The organism is Streptomyces sp. NPDC059861 (genome assembly GCF_042731435.1).
In the GTDB taxonomy this organism is placed as follows: Bacteria; Actinomycetota; Actinomycetes; order Streptomycetales; family Streptomycetaceae; genus Streptomyces.
Map to the genome: position 1 here is coordinate 197,321 of NZ_JBHWJQ010000003.1, position 18,036 is coordinate 215,356.

An 18,036-nucleotide genomic window follows, 5' to 3' on the forward strand; every position below is an offset into this window, starting at 1 on the left:
TGGGGCCGGCTCCGTGGGCCCCCGTCGTTGGGGGCCCCCCCCGGGGGGGGGCAACACGGGGGGGGGGGGGGCGCGGGCCCCCCCCCCCCCCCCGCCCGCTCAGCCGCCCGTGGTGGGCAGTTCCTTCAACTGGATGTTGCGGAAGGAGACCTGGTCGTCGGCGCCGTGGTTCTGGAGGCCGATGTGACCGTCGGTCAGGCTCCGCTGGGGGTCCTTGTTGGTGAAGTCGTTGATCTTGACTCCGTTGAGGAACACCTGGAGGCGTTCGCCCTGGACCTTTATCTCGTAGGAGTTCCACTGGCCGGGCGGACGCAGGACCTGGTCACGGGCCTTGATGTTCGCCGACTTGAACGAGTAGACGGAGCCCGTGGTGCGGTCGGGCGCGTCCGTGGCGTCGATCTGGATCTCGTAGCCCTTGTTCACCGCGGACCAGGGGTCGTCGGAGGCCGGGAAGCCCACGAAGATCCCGGAGTTGTCGTCACCCTGCATCTTCCAGTCGAGCTTGAGGGAGTACGACTTCAGCTCCTTGGCCTGGTACCAGAGCAGACCCATGCCGCCCTCGGACTCCAGGGTGCCGTCCTTGACGTTGAACTTGCCGGGGCCGGCCTGCTTCCAGCCGTCCAGGGTCTGGCCGTTGAAGACCTTCCGGTAGTCCGTGCTCGGCTTGCAGTCGGCCTTGACCTGACCGGTGGCGTACTGGAGACCGCCGAGCAGATGGGCGCGGAAGGCCTCGTCGGCGTACGACTCCTTGGTGTGGCCGCCGCCGGTGTAGAAGGAGCGGCCGCCGCCGTAGCTCTGGCACCAGGCGATCGGGTGGTCGCCCTTCATGGTGCCGCCCTGGTAGGTCGTCTCGTCCAGGGTGGCGAGGACCTTGGCCTGCTCACGCGGGTTGGTGCGGTAGTTGTACCACTCGTCGGTGCGCTCCCAGGCGTCGCCCAGGTGCCCGGTGGACGGGTGGTCGTGGTCCTCGACGCGGACGGTGGCCTTCTGGATGGCCGGGTGGGAGTCGAAGTAGGCGCCGACGAGGCCGCCGTAGAACTCCCACTCGTACTCGGTGTCGGCGGCGGCGTGGATGCCCATGTAGCCGCCGCCGTTCCTGACGTAGTTCTCGAACGCCGTCTGCTGGGCGGCGTTCAGGACGTCACCGGTGGTGGACAGGAAGGCCACGGCGTCGTACTTGGCGAGGTTGGCCGTGGTGAACTGCCCGGCCTCCTCGGTCGCGTCGACCGTGATGCCGGCCGGGGCGCCGAGCTCCTTCAGGGCGGCGATGCCGGCCGGGATGGAGTCGTGCCGGAAGCCGGCGGTCTTGGAGAAGACCAGGACCTTCTTGCCGCCCTTGAACGGCTCCTTGGAGAACTCGAAGTCGTCCACGTCGTACAGCGCGCCCTCGCCGCCCTTGAAGACCAGGTAGATCTCCGTGGTGCCCTTGGGCAGCGCGCGCAGCGGCACGTCGACGTTCTGGAAGGTGTCCCAGCTGCCGGTCGGCGGGATGTACGCCGAGCCGTGCAGCGGGCCGTCGGGCGAGCCGGTGCGCAGCTCGACGAAGCCGCCCGCGCCGCCGGAGGAGGCCCGCACGGTCATCTTCTTCTGCCCGTCGAACCGGTAGGGGCTGAAGGAGATCCAGTCGCCGTCGTTGATGTCGCCGACGGTCTTGCCGCCGTTGGCGCCCGCCTTGTCGTAGGTCTGCACGCCCGACTGGGCGGCGAAGTGCTCGGCCTGGCGGTGCAGCGGCTGGAGCACGGCGCGCGCGGTACCGGTCAGCGCCTCCTGGCCGTTCGCCCCACCGTCGGTGTAGCTGGCGCCGACGACGCCGTAGATGTTGGCGTTGGGGTCGTGACCGCCGTCACCGGCGGGCGGCTTCAGGGTGCCCTCGCAGCCCGTCTCGCTGGTCAGCTCGTGGGCGTGGGAGTCGTGGCCGAGGCTGTAGGCGACCTTGACCTTGGAGCAGTCGATCGTCTCCTCGGGGTCGGTGACGGTCACCTTGAACGGGACGGGCTCGCCGAAGGCGGCCAGGGTGCCGTTGCCCGGGACGTCGATGCGCACCTTGGGCTCGGTGTTGCCGACCACGATGCGGACGCTGGCGTTGCCGGTGTTGCCCTCGGCGTCCTTGGCCGTGAAGGTGGCGGTGTAGGTGCCGACCTTCTTGTACCGGTGGGTGGGCCTGAGGCCCTCGCCCGTGGTGCCGTCGCCGAAGTCCCAGCTGTAGGTGAGCTCGGCGGAGTCGGCGTCCTTCGCGGAGCCGGTGAAGGTGACCTTCAGGCCGGCCGCGCCGGACGTCTTGTCGGCGCTCACCTCGGCGATCGGGGAGAAGCCGTCCTCGGCGTGCTCGATCCGGTACAGCGCGGAGTTCTCGTCGCCCTGGAACCAGGAGACGCCGTAGTCGAGGACGTAGAGCGCGCCGTCGGGGCCGAACTCCATGTCCATGATCTGGGTGCCGGTCCACGGGAAGTCGTTGATCTTCGCGACCGAACCGTCTTCGGTCTGCTCGATCCGCTTGATCCAGCGGCGGCCGAACTCACCGGCGAAGAAGTCGCCGTCGTACGCCTCGGGGAACTTGACGCTGGAGTCGAGGTCGGCATCGTAGCGGTAGACCGGGCCGCCCATCGGGGACTCGGAGCCACTGCCGAACTCGGGCACGGAACCGCCGTCGTACGGGATCCAGGCGGCCTGCGCGGGCGGCAGGTCGACCAGGCCCGTGTTGTGCGGCGAGGTGTTCTTCGGGGCGGCGCAGTCGAACTTCTCGCCGGAGGTGCCGGAGGCGAAGTCGTAGTCGACGTAGGCGTCGTTGTTGCCGGTGCAGAACGGCCAGCCGAAGTTGGCGGCCTTGGTGACCTTGGCGAACTCGACCTGTCCCGCCGGGCCCCGGTTCGGGTCGGCGGCGCCCGCGTCGGGGCCGTAGTCGCCCACGTAGACGATGCCGGTCTTGTCGTCGACGCTCATCCGGAACGGGTTGCGGAAGCCCATCGCGTAGATCTCGGGACGGGTCTTCTCGGTGCCCGGGGCGAAGAGGTTGCCCTCCGGGACGGTGTACGAGCCGTCCTCGGCGACCTTGATGCGCAGGATCTTGCCGCGCAGGTCGTTGGTGTTGCCGGAGCTGCGGCGGGCGTCGAAGGCGGGGTTGCGGCCCTCGCGGTCGTCGATCGGCGTGTAGCCGTCGGAGGAGAAGGGGTTGGTGTCGTCGCCGGTCGACAGGTAGAGGTTGCCGGCCGCGTCGAAGTCGATGTCGCCGCCGACGTGGCAGCAGGTGCCGCGGGAGGCCGCGACGTCCAGGACCTTCTTCTCGCTGGCCATGTCCAGCGTGCCGTTGGGGTTCAGCACGAAGCGGGCGAGGCGGTTGACGCCGTCGAACTTCGCGAAGTCCTCTGCGGTGCCGGTCTCCGGGGCGTCGCCCGCGGGGGTGTCGAGGGGCGGGGCGTAATAGAGGTAGATCGCCCGGTTGTTCTCGAAGTCCGGGTCGATGCCGACGCCCTGCAGACCTTCCTCGTCGTGGCTGTAGACGGGGATCTTGCCGGCGACCTTGGTGACGCCGCCCTGGTCGGTGAGGCGCAGCGTGCCGTCGCGCGAGGTGTGCAGGACGCTGCGGTCCGGGAGCACGGCGAGCGACATCGGCTCGCCCATCTCGGGCTCGCCCTTGGCGAGCGGCACCTGCTGGAACTGCCCCTCGGCTGCCGGTTCGTCGTGTTCGGGGTGGCCGGGGTGGGCGCCGGCGACGGTCGCCGGGGTGCCCACGGCCAGCAGCAGGCCGGTGAAGAGGGCGAGGGCGGTACGAAGCCTGGGACGCCTCGGGGTGCGGGTACTACTGAGTCTGGTGCTGTGCACGAAGTCCCTCCGGGAACGGGGTGGGCCGTACGGGATGGGTGCGAAGACGTGCGGTGCGGGCGCCGGGGTGCGCCGTCACCCCGGAGGTGTGTGTGACCTGAACGCTTCAGGGACGGTAACCGCGTTCTTCCGGGGCGAACACCCCTTGCGGCAGAACCGGTTGAACTTTCTCCCATCGCAGGACAAAGCGGGATCCGGGCAGATCGGAGGGGGGACCGGCGGATGTACCGGCCCCCTTCCCCGACCTGCGGCCGGGCCCGTGGTTCAGCTGTTGAACGCGGCGTCGAAGGACGCGCTGGGCGGCTCGTAGTCGAAGGCCTTCAGGCGGGCCAGGGCCTCGGGAGCGCCCTGGAGCCGGTCCATGCCGGCGTCCTCCCACTCGACGGAGACGGGGCCCTGGTAGTCGATGGAGCGCAGCATGCGGAAGACGTCCTCCCAGGGCACGTCGCCGTGCCCGGCGGAGACGAAGTCCCAGCCGCGCCGCGGGTCGCCCCAGGGCAGGTGGGAGCCGAGACGCCCGTTGCGGCCGTCGAGGCGTTTGCGGGCCTCCTTGCAGTCCACGTGGTAGATCCGGTCGCGGAAGTCCCACAGGAAGCCGACCGGGTCGAGGTCCTGCCACACGAAGTGCGAGGGGTCGAAGTTCAGCCCGAAGGCGGGCCGGTGACCGACCGCCTCCAGGGCGCGCTGGGTGGTCCAGTAGTCGTAGGCGATCTCGCTCGGGTGCACCTCGTGCGCGAACCGCACGCCCTCGGCGTCGAAGACGTCCAGGATCGGGTTCCAGCGCGCGGCGAAGTCCTCGTAGCCCCGCTCGATCATCGCCTCGGGGGCCGGCGGGAACATCGCGACCAGGTGCCAGATGGCCGAGCCGGTGAAGCCGATGACCGTGTCGACGCCGAACGCGGCCGCGGCCCGCGCGGTGTCGGCGATCTCGGCGGCGGCGCGCTGCCGTACGCCTTCCGCTTCGCCGTCGCCCCAGATCCGGGCCGGCAGGATGGCCTGGTGCCGCTCGTCGATGATGGCGTCGCAGACCGCCTGGCCGACCAGGTGGTTGGAGACGGCCCAGCACTTCAGGCCGTACTTGTCGAGCAGCTGATGCCTCGACTCGATGTAGGAAGGGTCGCTCAGGGCCTTGTCGACCTCGAAGTGGTCGCCCCAGCAAGCCAGTTCGAGGCCGTCGTAACCGAAGTCACGGGCCAGGCGGCAGACCTCTTCGAGGGGCAGGTCGGCCCACTGGCCGGTGAAGAGCGTGAACGTGCGCGGCATGACCAACGCCTCCTAGACCGCGATCGGGGTGTAGACGGAGTTCTTCTCGGCGCTCTCCTCCACCGCCGCGAGCACGCGCTGCACCTGCAGCCCGTCGGCGAAGGAGGGTTCGGGGAGCCGGCCCTCGGCGACCGCGTGGACCAGGTCCCGGGCCTGGTGGACGAAGGTGTGCTCGTAACCGAGGCCGTGACCCGGCGGCCACCAGGCGTCCAGGTAGGGGTGGTCGGGTTCGGTGACGAGGATGCGGCGGAATCCGGCCCGGGTGTCCGGCTCGGTGCCGTCGTGGTACCAGAGCTCGTTGAGCCGCTCCAGGTCGAAGGCCAGCGAGCCGTGTTCGCCGTTGAGCTCGATGCGCAGGGCGTTCTTGCGACCGGTGGCGTACCGGGTGGCCTCGAAGGAGGCGAGGGCGCCGGAGGCGAACCGGGCGGTGAACAGGGCGGCGTCGTCCACGGTGACCTGCCCGGTCCCGTCGGCCGATGCCGCGCCCAGGCCCCGGACGGCCCCGGCGAGCGGCCGTTCCCGTACGAAGGTCTCCGTGAGCGCCGACACGCCGGCCAGCTGCTCACCGGCCAGGTACTGCGCCAGGTCGACGATGTGCGCCCCGAGGTCGCCGAGCGAGCCGGAGCCGGCCAGTTCCTTGCGCAGCCGCCAGGTCAGCGGGGCCTGCGGGTCGACCAGCCAGTCCTGGAGGTACGACACCCTGACGTGCCGCAGGGTGCCGAGGCGGCCCTCGGCGACCATCTGCCGGGCCAGCGCGGTGGCGGGCACCCGGCGGTAGTTGAAGCCGACCATCGCCAGCTGACCCCGCTCGTGGGCCGATTCGGCGGCGGTGGCCATCGCCTCGGCCTCCTCGACGGTGTTCGCGAGGGGCTTCTCGCACAGGACGTGCTTGCCCGCGGCCAGCGCGGCGATCGCGATCTCGGCGTGGCTGTCGCCGGGAGTGCAGATGTCGACCAGGTCGACGTCGTCCCGGGCGATCAGCGCCCGCCAGTCGGTCTCGGTCGCCGCCCAGCCGTGCCGGGCGGCCGCCGCACGCACGGCCGTCTCGTCCCGCCCGCAGATGACGGTGAGCTCCGGCTGCCGGGGCAGGTCGAAGACGCGGCCCGCGGTGCGCCAGCCCTGGGAGTGGGCGGCGCCCATGAAGGCGTAGCCGACCATGCCGATACGCAGCGGGGGCTGGTCCGCCCCGGTCCCTTCGGGCGCTTGCGGCTGTGCCATACGGATGTCCTCCTCGTCGTCGTGGCGCGGTGGGGGGTGGGGGCCCGGCCCCTTCACGAGGGCCGGGCCCGTCGAGCGAGGCGCCTCACTTGAAGCCGGTGGACATGTACTGCTCGATGTTGGTCTTGTCGACGACGGCCGAGTAGAGCGTCAGCGACGCCGGGATCTCGAACTCGGCGAGGCCGCCGATGCCCTTGCCCTGGCCGAGGGCGCGGGCCAGGTCGATGGCCGAGGCGGCCATGCTGGGCGGGTAGAGCACCGTCGCCTTCAGCACGCCGTCGTCCGCCTCGATGGCCTGGAACGCGGAGAGCGCGCCGGCGCCGCCGACCATCAGGAAGTCGTCGCGCCCGGCCTGCTCGATGGCGCGCAGCGCGCCCACGCCCTGGTCGTCGTCGTGGTTCCACAGGGCGTCGAACTTGGACTGGGCCTGGAGCAGCTGGGCCATCTTGGCCTGCCCCGACTCGACGGTGAACTCGGCGGCCTGGCGGGCCACCTTGCGGATGTTCGGGTAGTTCTTCAGCGCGTCGTCGAAGCCCTGGGAGCGCTGCTTGGTCAGCTCCAGGTTGTCCAGTCCGGCCAGCTCGATGACCCGGGCGTCGGACTTGTCCTTGAGCTTCTCGCCGATGTAGTGACCGGCGTTGAGGCCCATGCCGTAGTTGTCGCCGCCGATCCAGCAGCGGTACGCCTGGGGGGTGTTGAAGATCCGGTCCAGGTTGATCACCGGGATCCCGGCCCGCATCGCCTTGAGCCCGACCTGGGTGAGCGCCTTGCCGTCGGCGGGCAGGATGACCAGGACGTCGACCTTCTTGTTGATGAGGGTCTCGATCTGGCCGATCTGCGCGGCGGTGTCGTTGGAGCCCTCGGTGATCTCCAGCGTCACGTCCTCGTACTTCTCGGCGCGGCTCTTGGCGTTCTCGTTGATCGCGTTGAGCCAGCCGTGGTCGGCCTGCGGTCCGGCGAAGCCGATGGTGACCTGCTTGCCCGGCTTGTCGTCGGCGGCCGGCTGGCTGTCGGCGGCCCGCTCCTCCTCCTCCTTGGGCTCGTTGCTGGTGCACCCGGCGAGGAGGGCACCGGCCGAGACGGCGGCGGTCCCGAAGAGCAGTCCTCTGCGAGAGGTGAGTTGAGACATGGCGGTGAACCCTTTCCTCAGGTCGTGCTCGCGGTACGGCGCTGGACCAGCACGGCGGCGACGATGATCGCGCCCTTGGCGATCTGCTGGACGTCGCTCTGCAGGTTGTTCAGGGCGAAGATGTTGGTGATCGTGGTGAAGATCAGGACGCCGAGCACGGAGCCGACGATGGTGCCGCGGCCTCCGCTGAGCAGCGTGCCGCCGATGATCGCGGCCGCGATGGCGTCGAGTTCGTAGAGGTTGCCGTTGGTGTTCTGGCCGGATCCGGACAGGATGATCAGCAGGAACGCGGCGATGCCGCAGCACAGTCCGGAGAGCAGGTAGAGATACAGCCGCTGCCGGCGGACATCGATGCCGGCCAGCCGCGCCGCCTCCGCGTTGCCGCCGACGGCGACCGTGCGGCGGCCGAAGGTGGTGCGGTTCAGCACCAGCCAGCCGATGATCGTGACGACCGCGAAGACGAGGACGAGCGGCGGGACGCCGAGTACGTAGGCGTCGCGCTCACCGAGGTCGAGGATGCCGTCCACCGTGACGATCTGCGTGCTGCCGTCCGTGATCTGCAGCGCCAGTCCGCGCGCCGAGGCCAGCATGGCCAAGGTCGCGATGAACGGGACCATCCCGCCGTAGGCGATGAGCAGTCCGTTGACCAGTCCGCAGCCCACGCCGACCAGCACCGAGGTGAAGAGGATGCCGGCGAAGCCGTACTCCTGGGTGGCGACGGTGGTCGCCCACACGGAGGCGAGGGCGACGATCGCGCCGACGGAGAGGTCGATGCCGCCGGAGGTGATGACGAAGGTCATCCCGACGGTGACGACACCGATCACGGAGGCCTGGGTGAGGACCAGTTGCAGGTTGCGGGTGTCGAGGAACTCGTCCGGCTTGGTGATGCCTCCGATGACGACGAGCGCGGCGAGCACGCCGAGCAGCGACAGGGTGCGGACGTCGGCACGGAACAGCATGCCGCGCCAGGCAGGGGGTTGAACGGCCGACGGCACCTTGTCGGCGCTGTCCCGCGGCGGGGAGACGGGCTGCGTCATGTCGCCGGGCTTCCTTCCATCACGAGGTCGAGTACGCGGTGTTCGTCCAGCTCACGGGCGGGAGCGGTGTGTACGACGCGCCCCTCCCGCAGCACCAGCACACGGTCGGCGAGGCCGAGCACCTCGGGCACCTCGCTGGAGACCAGCAGCACCGCGAGGCCCTCGTCGGCGAGGCGTCGGACGACCGCGTAGAGCTCGGCGCGGGCGCCCACGTCGACGCCGCGGGTCGGCTCGTCGAGCAGCAGGACGCGGCAGCCGCGCAGCAGCCAGCGGGCCAGGACGGCCTTTTGCTGGTTGCCGCCGGACAGGGTGCGGACCGGCACCGAGGGGTTGTCGGGGCGCAGCGACAGCTCGCGGGTCGCCGCGCGTGCCGCGCCCAGCTCCGCACCGCGGTCGATCCAGCCGCCGCGCGAGAAGCGGGACATGGAGGAGACCGAGACGTTGCGGGTGACCGACTCCAGCATCAGGAGCGCCTGCGCCTTGCGCTCCTCGGGGGCGAGCCCGAGTCCGGCGCGGACGGCGGCGCGCACGCTGCCGGGCTTCAACGGCTTCCCCGATACGAGGACTTGACCGGCGGTGGGCTTGCGGGCGCCGTAGATGGTCTCCAGGATCTCGGAGCGGCCGGAGCCGACGAGTCCCGCGAGGCCGACGATCTCGCCGGGGCGCACGGTCAGGTCGAAGGACTCGAACTCACCGGTGCGCGCCAGCCCCCGCACCTCCAGCAGCGCGTCCCCCTGCCTCGGCGAGGCCGGCCGCTCGGGGAAGACGTACTCGACGTTGCGGCCGGTCATCAGCGCCACGACCTCACGCGTCGGCGTCGACTTCGCGGGCAGCCCGCCCGCCACGGCCCGGCCGTCCTTCAGCACGGTCACCCGGTCGCCGATCCGGCGGATCTCCTCCAGGCGGTGCGAGATGTAGACGACGGCGACGCCGTCGGCGGTGAGGTCGCCGACGATCCGGAAGAGGTTGTCCACCTCGTCGGGGTCGAGGGCGGCGGACGGCTCGTCCATCACGATCAGACGTACGTCGTGGGAGAGCGCGCGGGCCATGGAGACGATCTGCTGCTGGGCGGCCGACAGCTCACCGACGAGCCGCGCCGGATCGATCTCACCGTGCCCGAGTCGCTTGAGGAGCGCGGCCGTTGACGCCTTGGCCGCCTTGCGCCGTACGACGAAACCGGCGGCCGTGGGTTCGTGGCCGAGGTGGACGTTCTCGGCGACCGACAGGTGCTCCACCAGGTCGAGTTCCTGGTAGATGGTGGCGATGCCCAGGCGCATGGCGGCGATGGGCGAACGCAGGGTCACGTCCTCGCCGCGCCAGCGGATGGTGCCGGTGTCGGGTTGATGGGCGCCGGCCAGCACCTTTATCAGGGTGGACTTGCCTGCGCCGTTCTGGCCGAGCAGACAGTGCACTTCACCGGCCTGGACGTCGAGATCGACGCCGTCCAGGGCGCGGACGCCGGGGAACGACTTGGTGATGCCGGACATGCTGAGCAGGGGTGGTTCTGGGGCCATGTGGGTTCCCCTTGGCGGGCGTGCGGGCCGGTTTCAGGGCAGGGCGGAGCAGGGCAGGGCGAAGCAGGGCGCTGTACGGATGGTGCGCGCGTCGGAGGTGCTTACGCGGGTGAGAAGAGGTGGTCGCTGATCAGCCGGGCCGCGCCGATGACACCGGCGGTGGGGCCCAGCTCGCCGAGGACGATGGGAAGATTGCCGGTCGCCAGCGGCAGTGACTGACGGTAGACCTGGGTGCGGATCGCGGCGAGCAGGGTGTGGCCGAGGCCGGTCACCCCGCCACCGATCACCACCAGGCCGGGGTTGAAGAAGCTGACCAGGCCGGCGATGACCTGGCCGGTGCGGTTGCCGCCCTCACGGATCAGTTCGAGGGCGGTGGGGTCGCCCGCGGCGGCCGCGGTGGCGACGTCGACGGCGCTGAGCATGCCGTTCGTCTCCAGCAGTGCCGCGAGTTCGGCCGAGTCTCCCTGCTGGGCCGCCTCCAGCGCGTCACGGGCGAGTGCCGCGCCGCTGAAGTGGGCCTCCAGGCAGCCGCGGTTGCCGCAGGCGCACGGACGTCCGTCGGGCACGGCCTGGATGTGCCCGATGTCGCCCGCGGAGCCCGTGGTACCACGGTGCACGGCACCGCCGACGACGATGCCGCAGCCGATGCCGGTGCCGATCTTGACGCAGAGGAAGTCGCCCACGGAGCGTGCGACGCCCGCGTGCATCTCCCCCATCGCCATCAGGTTCACGTCGTTGTCGACCATGACCGGGCAGCCGAGTTCCTGGCTGAGCGCCTCCCGCACCGGGAAGCCGTCCCAGCCCGGCATGATCGGCGGTGCCACGGGCACGCCCTCGGGGAAGCGGACCGGGCCCGGGACGCCGATGCCGGCGCCGTCGAAGCCCTCCGCGAGCCCGGAGGCCCGCAGCTTGGCCGCCATGGCGAGGACCTGCTCGAAGACCGCGACGGGTCCCTCCCGCACCTCCATCGGCTGGGTGATGTGACCCAGGATCTCCAGCTCCGCGTTGGTGACCGCGACGTCGATGGAGGTCGCGCCGATGTCGACGCCGAGGAAGCGCAGGTTGGGTGCGAGCCGGATGTTGTGCGAGCGACGGCCGCCGCGCGAGGCGGCGAGTCCGTCGGCGACGATCAGGCCCGTCTCCAGCAGCCGGTCGACCTCGACGGCCAGCTTGGACCGCGAGAGGTCGACCTGATCGCCCAGCTGCGCCCGGGAGTTGGGCCCGCCGTCACGCAACAGCTTCAGCAGCCTGGCCTGGTGGGCGTTCGCGGGTCGTGCGGTCATGCGTCTCACGAGCCCCTCCCCGCCTCGAATCGGCCATCGCTGTCCGGCTTTCGAGGGGGAACGTAGCAGTGGCCGCCGGGACTGGGAAGAAGGTGCGCACGAATTGCTGCGGACTTTCTCCACTCACAGGACAAAGATGGGGACGAGGATGGGCCCGCGAGTGCATGGCCGGACTCACGCGCAGTGATGAGGGGGCATGACATGCCGACGGGTGCGGCCCCGTCGAGGACCGCACTCCGATACACAGCCGAGTAGGCCGATTTGGGGGCGCACCGGTACGAGCCGGCTAGCCGCGCGGGCGCTCGTGGTACGACTTGCGCGTGTGCTCGGTGTGCGCGCGCATGACGGTCGTCGCCCGCTGCTCGTCACGCGCCGTGATCGCGGCGATCAGCTCGCGGTGCTCGATCCAGGACTGCTTGCCGCGCTGCCGGGCGACCGGCGTGTAGTACCAGCGGACCCGGCGGTCGACCTGCGCGGCCAGTTCGGCGAGGACGGCGTTACCCGCCAGCTCCATGATCTTCGCGTGGAAGCGGGCGTTGAGCGCGACCGCGCCGTCCACGTCGTCGGCGGCGACCGCGCGCTCGCCCTCCGCGCACAGCTCTTCGAGGACGGCCACGCCGGCCTTGCCCGCGTTGACGGCGGCGAGCCGGGCGGCCTCGGCCTCCAACAGCGTACGGACCGTCAGGAGCTGGTCGGCCTCCTCCTCGGTCGGCTCGTGCACGAACGCGCCCTGCGCCGGGCGCAGATCGACCCACCCCTCGGTGTTCAGCCGCTGCAGCGCCTCACGCACCGGCTGCCGGGAGACGCCGAGGTGCCCCGCGAGTTCGCTCTCGACCAGGTGCTGGCCGGGCTGGAGGGCACGGGTGGTGATGAGTTCGAGCAGCGCCTCGTAGACGCGGTCGCGCAGCGGGCCGGGACGTTCGAGCTTGGGCACCGCACCCTGCGGCAGTCCTGTCGACAACATCGGTCCCCTCCTGGCTGGGCCGTGCACAGCAGACGTCAACCCCGGAGCAACCCCCGGAGCCGTAAAGCCCTGGGAAAGAGAGTATCAATTGCCTTTTGTCTACAGTCTACGGCGCACAATGGCCAGCGGGAGCGGCAGTTGGCCTCGTCACACTCCGGCCCGCACCGGCGCTCAGGGACACCGCACGACCTGCCCGGCGTACGACAGGTTCCCCCCGAACCCGAACAGCAGCACCGGGTCGCCGGTCGAAATCGCCCCCTGCTCCACCAGCTTGGAGAGCGCGAGCGGAATGCTGGCCGCCGAGGTGTTCCCGGACTCGGAGACGTCGCGCGCGATGACGGCGTTGACGGCGCCCAGCTTCTCGGCGAGCGGCTCGATGATCCGCAGGTTGGCCTGGTGCAGCACCACCGCGGCGAGGTCCGCCGGCGCGTACCCGGCGCGCGCGCAGGCCTGCCGGGCCAGCGGCGGCAGTTGGGTGGTCGCCCACCGGTAGACGCTCTGCCCCTCCTGCGCGAACCGCGCGGGCTCCCCCTCGATCCGCACCGCGTGCCCCATGTCCGGCACCGACCCCCAGAGCACCGGCCCCACGCCCGGTTCGTCCGAGGCCTCCACGACGGCGGCACCCGCCCCGTCGCCGACGAGCACGCAGGTGCTGCGGTCGGTCCAGTCGGTGACGTCGGACATCTTGTCGGCGCCGATCACCAGCGCCCGGCTCGCGGCACCCGCCCGCACCGTGTGGTCGGCGGTGGCGAGGGCGTGGGTGAAGCCGGCGCACACCACGTTGACGTCCATCGCGGCGGGCCTCGGGATGCCGAGCCGGGCCGCGACCCGGGCGGCCATGTTCGGGGAGCGGTCGACGGCCGTCGAGGTGGCGACGAGGACGAGGTCGATGTCGGCCGGTGCCAGCCCGGCCGCCGCGAGCGCCTTGGCGGCGGCTTGCGCGGCGAGCTCGTCCACCGGCTCGTCGGGCCCGGCGATGTGCCGGGTGCGGATGCCGACCCGGCTTCTGATCCACTCGTCGCTGGTGTCGACCATGCCCGCCAGGTCCTCGTTGGTGAGCACCTTGGCGGGCTGGTAGTGGCCGACGGCGGCGATGCGCGAGCCGTTCATGGGTGGTCCCCTCGTTGCTGCGGGATGCGGGACCCACCAGTCTGGTCAGCGACTCACGAGTAAGGGGGCAGGCAAAGGCACAGGAATGGGACCCGCGGCTTGTCGGTTTCCCGCAGGCTGTCGAACGTCCGACCAAACGGTTCGCTCAAAAAATTCAGGCACCTTCATCCTGTGAACAATTGTGTCGCCTTCCGTACGAGTTCGTACAAACCGTACGCGAGCGGTGCGCCCACCCACAGCCAGGCGAACGCGATCAGCGGGCGCCGGTCAGGCGGACTCTGGCTGTTGTCGTCCGGCATCGACGGCCTCCTGACGGGGTGCGGGGATGTGGTGGCGGGAGTGGACGGGGCGGACGAGTTCGTTGGCGACGAAGCCGACGACCAGCAGCCCGATCATGATCGTGAACGACAGTCCGTACAGGGACGCGCCGTGCCTGCCGGCCTCCTCCTGCCGGTCGGCGATCCAGTTGACGATCAGCGGCCCGAGCACACCGGCCGTGGACCAGGCGGTGAGCAGCCGCCCGTGGATCGCGCCGACCTGGTACGTGCCGAAGAGGTCCTTCAGATACGCCGGAATCGTCGCGAAGCCACCGCCGTAGAAGGAGAGGATCACCAGCGCGCACAGGATGAACAGCGGCTTGGACGAGTCGCCGAACAGCGCGATCAACAGGTACATCAGCGCGCCGACGCCCAGGTAGACGCGGTAGATGTTCTTGCGCCCGATCAGGTCGGACGTCGACGACCAGGCGATGCGGCCGGCCATGTTCGCCGCTGAGAGCAGCGCGACGAAGCCGGCGGCCGCGGTCACCGAGACCGGGGTGGCGGTGTCCGCGAAGAAGTCCGTGATCATCGGCGCGGCCTTCTCCAGGATGCCGATGCCTGCGGTCACGTTCATGCAGAGCACGACCCAAAGGCACCAGAACTGCGGGGTGCGCACGGCGTTCTTCGCCGACACCTGCACGCCCTCGGTCACGGCCGGACCGGACGCCACCGGCCGCTCGCCCCGCGGCACCCGCACGAGCGCCACGCCGAGCAGCATGAACACGGCGTACGTCAGCCCGTGCACCAGGAAGGCGAGCGCGATCCCGGAGCTGTCGGAGCCGAAGGACTCCAGCATCTGCGCGGACCACGGGGAGGCGATCAGCGCGCCGCCGCCGAAGCCCATGATGGCGATGCCGGTGGCCATGCCGGGCCGGTCCGGGAACCACTTGATCAGCGTGGAGACCGGTGAGATGTAGCCGATACCGAGGCCGATCCCGCCGACGAAGCCGTAGCCGAGGACGATCAGCCAGTACTGCTCCGTGGCGGCGCCGAGCGCGGACAGCAGAAAGCCCGAGGAGAAGCAGACCAGCGCCACGGTCATCGCCCAGCGCGGCCCGTTGCGCTCCACGAGCGTGCCGCCGAACGCGGCCGACAGTCCGAGCATGACGATGCCGAGCTGGAAGGGCAGCGCGCTCTGGGTGCCGCTGAGGCCGAGCGCGGATTCGAGGGGCGGCTTGAACACGCTCCAGGCGTAGGCCTGCCCGATCGAGAGATGGACGGAGAGCGCGGCGGGCGGCACCAGCCAGCGGCTCCATCCCGGGGGTGCGACGGGGGGACTCATGGATCCCGGACGGTAGGAAGGATCAAGGGAGTTGAGAAGACGGCGGGTCGACCGTATGCGGTGAGCGGTATCCAACCTGCGCCGAACGGTCATCGCGCGGACCCTTGTCGACCCAACCTCCATACTGTAGACAATATTTCGTCGACACAAGCCGTCCCCGGCCACCTCCGCGGTATCCCTCAAACCGAACGGAGTGTTCTTGTGAAAGTCGCAGTCCTCGGCGCCGGAGCAATCGGCGCCTACGTCGGTGCCGCGCTCCACCGCGCGGGCGCCGATGTGCATCTCATCGCCCGTGGACCGCATCTCGCGGCCATGAGGCGGCACGGAGTGCGGGTGCTCAGCCCGCGCGGTGACTTCACCGCGCACGCCCACGCCACCGACGACCCGGCCGAAGTCGGCCCGGTCGACTATGTCTTCCTGGGCCTGAAGGCCAACTCGTACGCGGCGTGCGGGCCGCTGATCGAGCCACTGCTGCACGGCACCACGGCGGTGATCGCCGCCCAGAACGGCATCCCCTGGTGGTACTTCCACCGCCACGGCGGCCCCCACGACGGCCACCGCATCGAGAGCGTGGACCCCGGCGGCTCGGTCAGCGCGGTGCTCGCGCCCGAACGCGCCATCGGCTGCGTGGTCTACGCGGCCACCGAACTGGAGGCACCGGGCGTCGTACGGCATCTGGAAGGCACCCGGTTCTCCATCGGCGAGCCCGACCGCAGCGTGTCCGCACGGTGCTCCGCCTTCGGCGACGCCATGCGGGCCGGCGGCCTGAAGTGCCCGGTCGAACCGGACCTGCGCAACGACATCTGGCTGAAGCTGCTCGGCAACATCTCCTTCAACCCGATCAGCGCGCTCGCCCGGGCGACCATGCGCCAGATGTGCCTGCACGGCGGCACCCGGCGGGTCATCGAGATCATGATGACCGAGACGCTCGCCGTCGCCGAGGCCCTCGGCTGCGAGGTCGGCGTCTCCATCGAACGCCGCCTCGCGGGCGCCGAGAAGGTGGGCGACCACCGCACCTCCACGCTCCAGGACCTGGAGCGCGGCAAACCGCTCGAACTCGACGTGCTGCTCGCCGCGGTCGTCGAGCTGGCGGAGATCACCGGCGTCGACGTGCCGACCCTGCGCACGGTGCACGCCATCTCGGACCTGCTCGCGCTGAGGAGCGCCGCATGAGGAAACGCCAGTCCCCGAAGACCTACACCCGGCTCACGCACCCCCTCGTCAGGGACTCGCGCGACGCCCCCTTCCGCCCGGCCACCTGGGACGAGGCCCTCGACCGTGCCGCACGCGGACTGCGGGCGGCACAGGGCGCGTTCGGGATGTTCTCCTGCGCCCGCGCGACGAACGAGATGAACTACGTCGCCCAGAAGTTCGCCCGGGTCGTCATGGGCACCAACAACGTCGACTCCTGCAACCGCACCTGCCACGCCCCCAGCGTCGCGGGCCTGTCCGCCGCCTTCGGCTCGGGCGGGGGGACGTCGTCGTACGAGGAGATCGAGCACACCGACGTCATCGTGATGTGGGGCTCCAACGCCCGCTTCGCGCACCCGATCTTCTTCCAGCACGTCCTGCGGGGCATCCGCAACGGGGCGCGCATGCACGCCGTCGACCCGCGCCGTACCTCCACCGCCGAGTGGGCGGAGAGCTGGCTCGGGCTGAACGTCGGCACCGACATCCCGATGGCGCACGCGATCGGCCGCGAGATCATCCACGCCGGGCTCGCCAACAAGGCGTTCATCGAGCGGGCGACCACCGGCTTCGAGGAGTACAAGGCCCTCGTCGAGCCGTGGACGCTCTCGCTCGCCGAGAAGGTGACGGGCGTACCGGCGCAGGCGATCCGCGAGCTGGCGCACGCCTACGCCCGCGCCGAGCGCGCCCAGCTGTGCTGGACCCTCGGCATCACCGAGCATCACAACGGCACCGACAACGTCCGCGCGCTCATCAACCTGTCCCTGCTGACCGGCCACGTCGGCCGCTACGGCTCCGGGCTCCAGCCACTGCGCGGCCAGAACAACGTGCAGGGCGGCGGCGACATGGGCGCGATCCCCAACCGCCTGCCCGGCTTCCAGGACATCCTCGACGCCGACACCCGGCTGAAGTTCGAGTCCGCCTGGGACACCGTCATCCAGCCGCACTACGGACTGAACCTCACGGAGATGTTCGAGGCGATGGAGGAGGGCACCCTCAAGGCCGTCTACTGCATCGGTGAGAACCCGGCGCAGTCCGAGGCGGACAGCGGACAGGCGGTACGCCGCCTGCAGGCGCTGGACTTCCTGGTCGTGCAGGACATCTTCCTGACGAAGACCGCCGAGCTGGCGGACGTCGTGCTGCCCGCGACCGCGGGCTGGGCCGAGACCGACGGCACGACGACCAACAGCGAACGCCGCGTCCAGCGGGTGCGCCGGGCCGTGACCCCGCCCGGCGAGGCCCGCGAGGACATCGACATCCTCTGCGACCTGGCCGCGCGCCTGGGCCACGACTGGAAGTACGCCGACGCCGAGGCCGTCTGGAACGAGCTGCGCTCGGTCTCGCCGGACCACTACGGGATGACGTACGACCGCCTGGCGGAGCACCAGGGCATCCAGTGGCCGTGCCCGAGCACCGACGGCATCGAACCCAGCTATCTGCACGGCCGGTTGTGGGACCCGGACCCGGCCGGGCGCGGCCGGCTCGCGCCCTTCGGGCTGGTCCAGCACGACCCGCCCGTCGACCTCACCGACGACCGGTACCCGATCCGGCTCACCACCGGCCGCCGGCTCGACTCGTACAACACCGGTGTGCAGAGCGGCAGTTTCGCCTCCCCGCTGCGGCGCGGCGAGTACGTCGAGCTGTGCCCGGAGGACGCCGAGCGCTACGGGGTCGTCGTGGGCGAGGAGGTCCAGGTGTCCTCCCGGCGTGGCTCCGTGGTCGCGCCCGTGTGGATCGACCCGGCGCTGCGGCCCGGCCTCGCCTTCATGACCATGCACTTTCCCGACGAGGTGGACACCAACCAGCTGACGATCGAGGCGAACTGCCCGATCGCGGGGACGGCGGAGTTCAAGGCGTCGGCGATCCGGATCGAGAAGCTTCCCGTCGCGACCATCGTGAGGTGACGTAA

12 protein-coding genes are annotated in these 18,036 nt (G+C 70.6%); 2 read left to right on the top strand and 10 right to left on the bottom strand.

Annotated elements, in window-relative coordinates; all coding sequences use genetic code 11:
- Positions 1–99: 99 nt before the first annotated feature.
- The 10 genes from ACFV6X_RS04205 to ACFV6X_RS04250 form a co-directional block, all read right to left on the bottom strand.
- A complete protein-coding gene (locus ACFV6X_RS04205) occupies positions 100–3,819 on the bottom strand; it encodes a ThuA domain-containing protein (RefSeq protein WP_385377322.1) in 3,720 nt (1,239 codons plus the stop codon).
- Positions 3,820–4,083: 264 nt separating this feature from the next.
- Positions 4,084–5,082, bottom strand: coding sequence for a sugar phosphate isomerase/epimerase family protein (locus ACFV6X_RS04210; RefSeq protein ID WP_385377325.1), 999 nt, complete (start codon positions 5,080–5,082; stop codon positions 4,084–4,086).
- Between the two features lie 12 nt (positions 5,083–5,094).
- Entirely contained in the window at positions 5,095–6,300 is a 1,206-nt protein-coding gene (locus ACFV6X_RS04215; protein ID WP_385377327.1) for a Gfo/Idh/MocA family protein, read from the bottom strand.
- Positions 6,301–6,385: 85 nt separating this feature from the next.
- Positions 6,386–7,429, bottom strand: coding sequence for a substrate-binding domain-containing protein (locus ACFV6X_RS04220; RefSeq protein WP_385377330.1), 1,044 nt, complete (start codon positions 7,427–7,429; stop codon positions 6,386–6,388).
- Positions 7,430–7,446: 17 nt separating this feature from the next.
- Positions 7,447–8,466 carry an ABC transporter permease gene (locus ACFV6X_RS04225; protein ID WP_385377333.1) on the bottom strand — a complete coding sequence of 340 codons (1,020 nt, stop codon included), beginning with the start codon at positions 8,464–8,466 and terminating at the stop codon, positions 7,447–7,449.
- On the bottom strand, positions 8,463–9,980 hold the full coding sequence (locus ACFV6X_RS04230) for a sugar ABC transporter ATP-binding protein (RefSeq protein ID WP_385377336.1): 1,518 nt from the start codon (positions 9,978–9,980) through the stop codon (positions 8,463–8,465). The genes ACFV6X_RS04225 and ACFV6X_RS04230 overlap by 4 nt, the downstream gene beginning before the upstream one ends.
- Positions 9,981–10,081: 101 nt before the next feature.
- On the bottom strand, positions 10,082–11,263 hold the full coding sequence (locus ACFV6X_RS04235) for an ROK family transcriptional regulator (RefSeq protein ID WP_385377339.1): 1,182 nt from the start codon (positions 11,261–11,263) through the stop codon (positions 10,082–10,084).
- 286 nt (positions 11,264–11,549) lie between these two features.
- Positions 11,550–12,227 (bottom strand): GntR family transcriptional regulator, encoded by a 678-nt coding sequence (locus ACFV6X_RS04240; RefSeq protein ID WP_385377341.1) that lies wholly within the window; start codon positions 12,225–12,227, stop codon positions 11,550–11,552.
- 171 nt (positions 12,228–12,398) lie between these two features.
- Positions 12,399–13,337, bottom strand: coding sequence for a beta-ketoacyl-ACP synthase III (locus ACFV6X_RS04245; RefSeq protein ID WP_385377344.1), 939 nt, complete (start codon positions 13,335–13,337; stop codon positions 12,399–12,401).
- Positions 13,338–13,604: 267 nt separating this feature from the next.
- Complete coding sequence (locus tag ACFV6X_RS04250; protein WP_385377346.1) at positions 13,605–14,939, bottom strand: OFA family MFS transporter; 1,335 nt, start codon at positions 14,937–14,939, stop codon at positions 13,605–13,607.
- A gap of 201 nt (positions 14,940–15,140) precedes the next feature.
- On the opposite strand from ACFV6X_RS04250, the gene ACFV6X_RS04255 reads away from it, so the two are divergent.
- Together ACFV6X_RS04255 and ACFV6X_RS04260 are read left to right on the top strand one after the other, a co-directional pair.
- The gene (locus tag ACFV6X_RS04255; protein WP_385377349.1) at positions 15,141–16,112 is read left to right on the top strand and encodes a 2-dehydropantoate 2-reductase; all 972 of its coding nucleotides are present in this window, start codon (positions 15,141–15,143) and stop codon (positions 16,110–16,112) included.
- Positions 16,109–18,031, top strand: a complete 1,923-nt coding sequence (locus tag ACFV6X_RS04260) for a molybdopterin oxidoreductase family protein (protein WP_385377352.1) — start codon at positions 16,109–16,111, stop codon at positions 18,029–18,031. The genes ACFV6X_RS04255 and ACFV6X_RS04260 overlap by 4 nt, the downstream gene beginning before the upstream one ends.
- Positions 18,032–18,036: the final 5 nt, after the last annotated feature.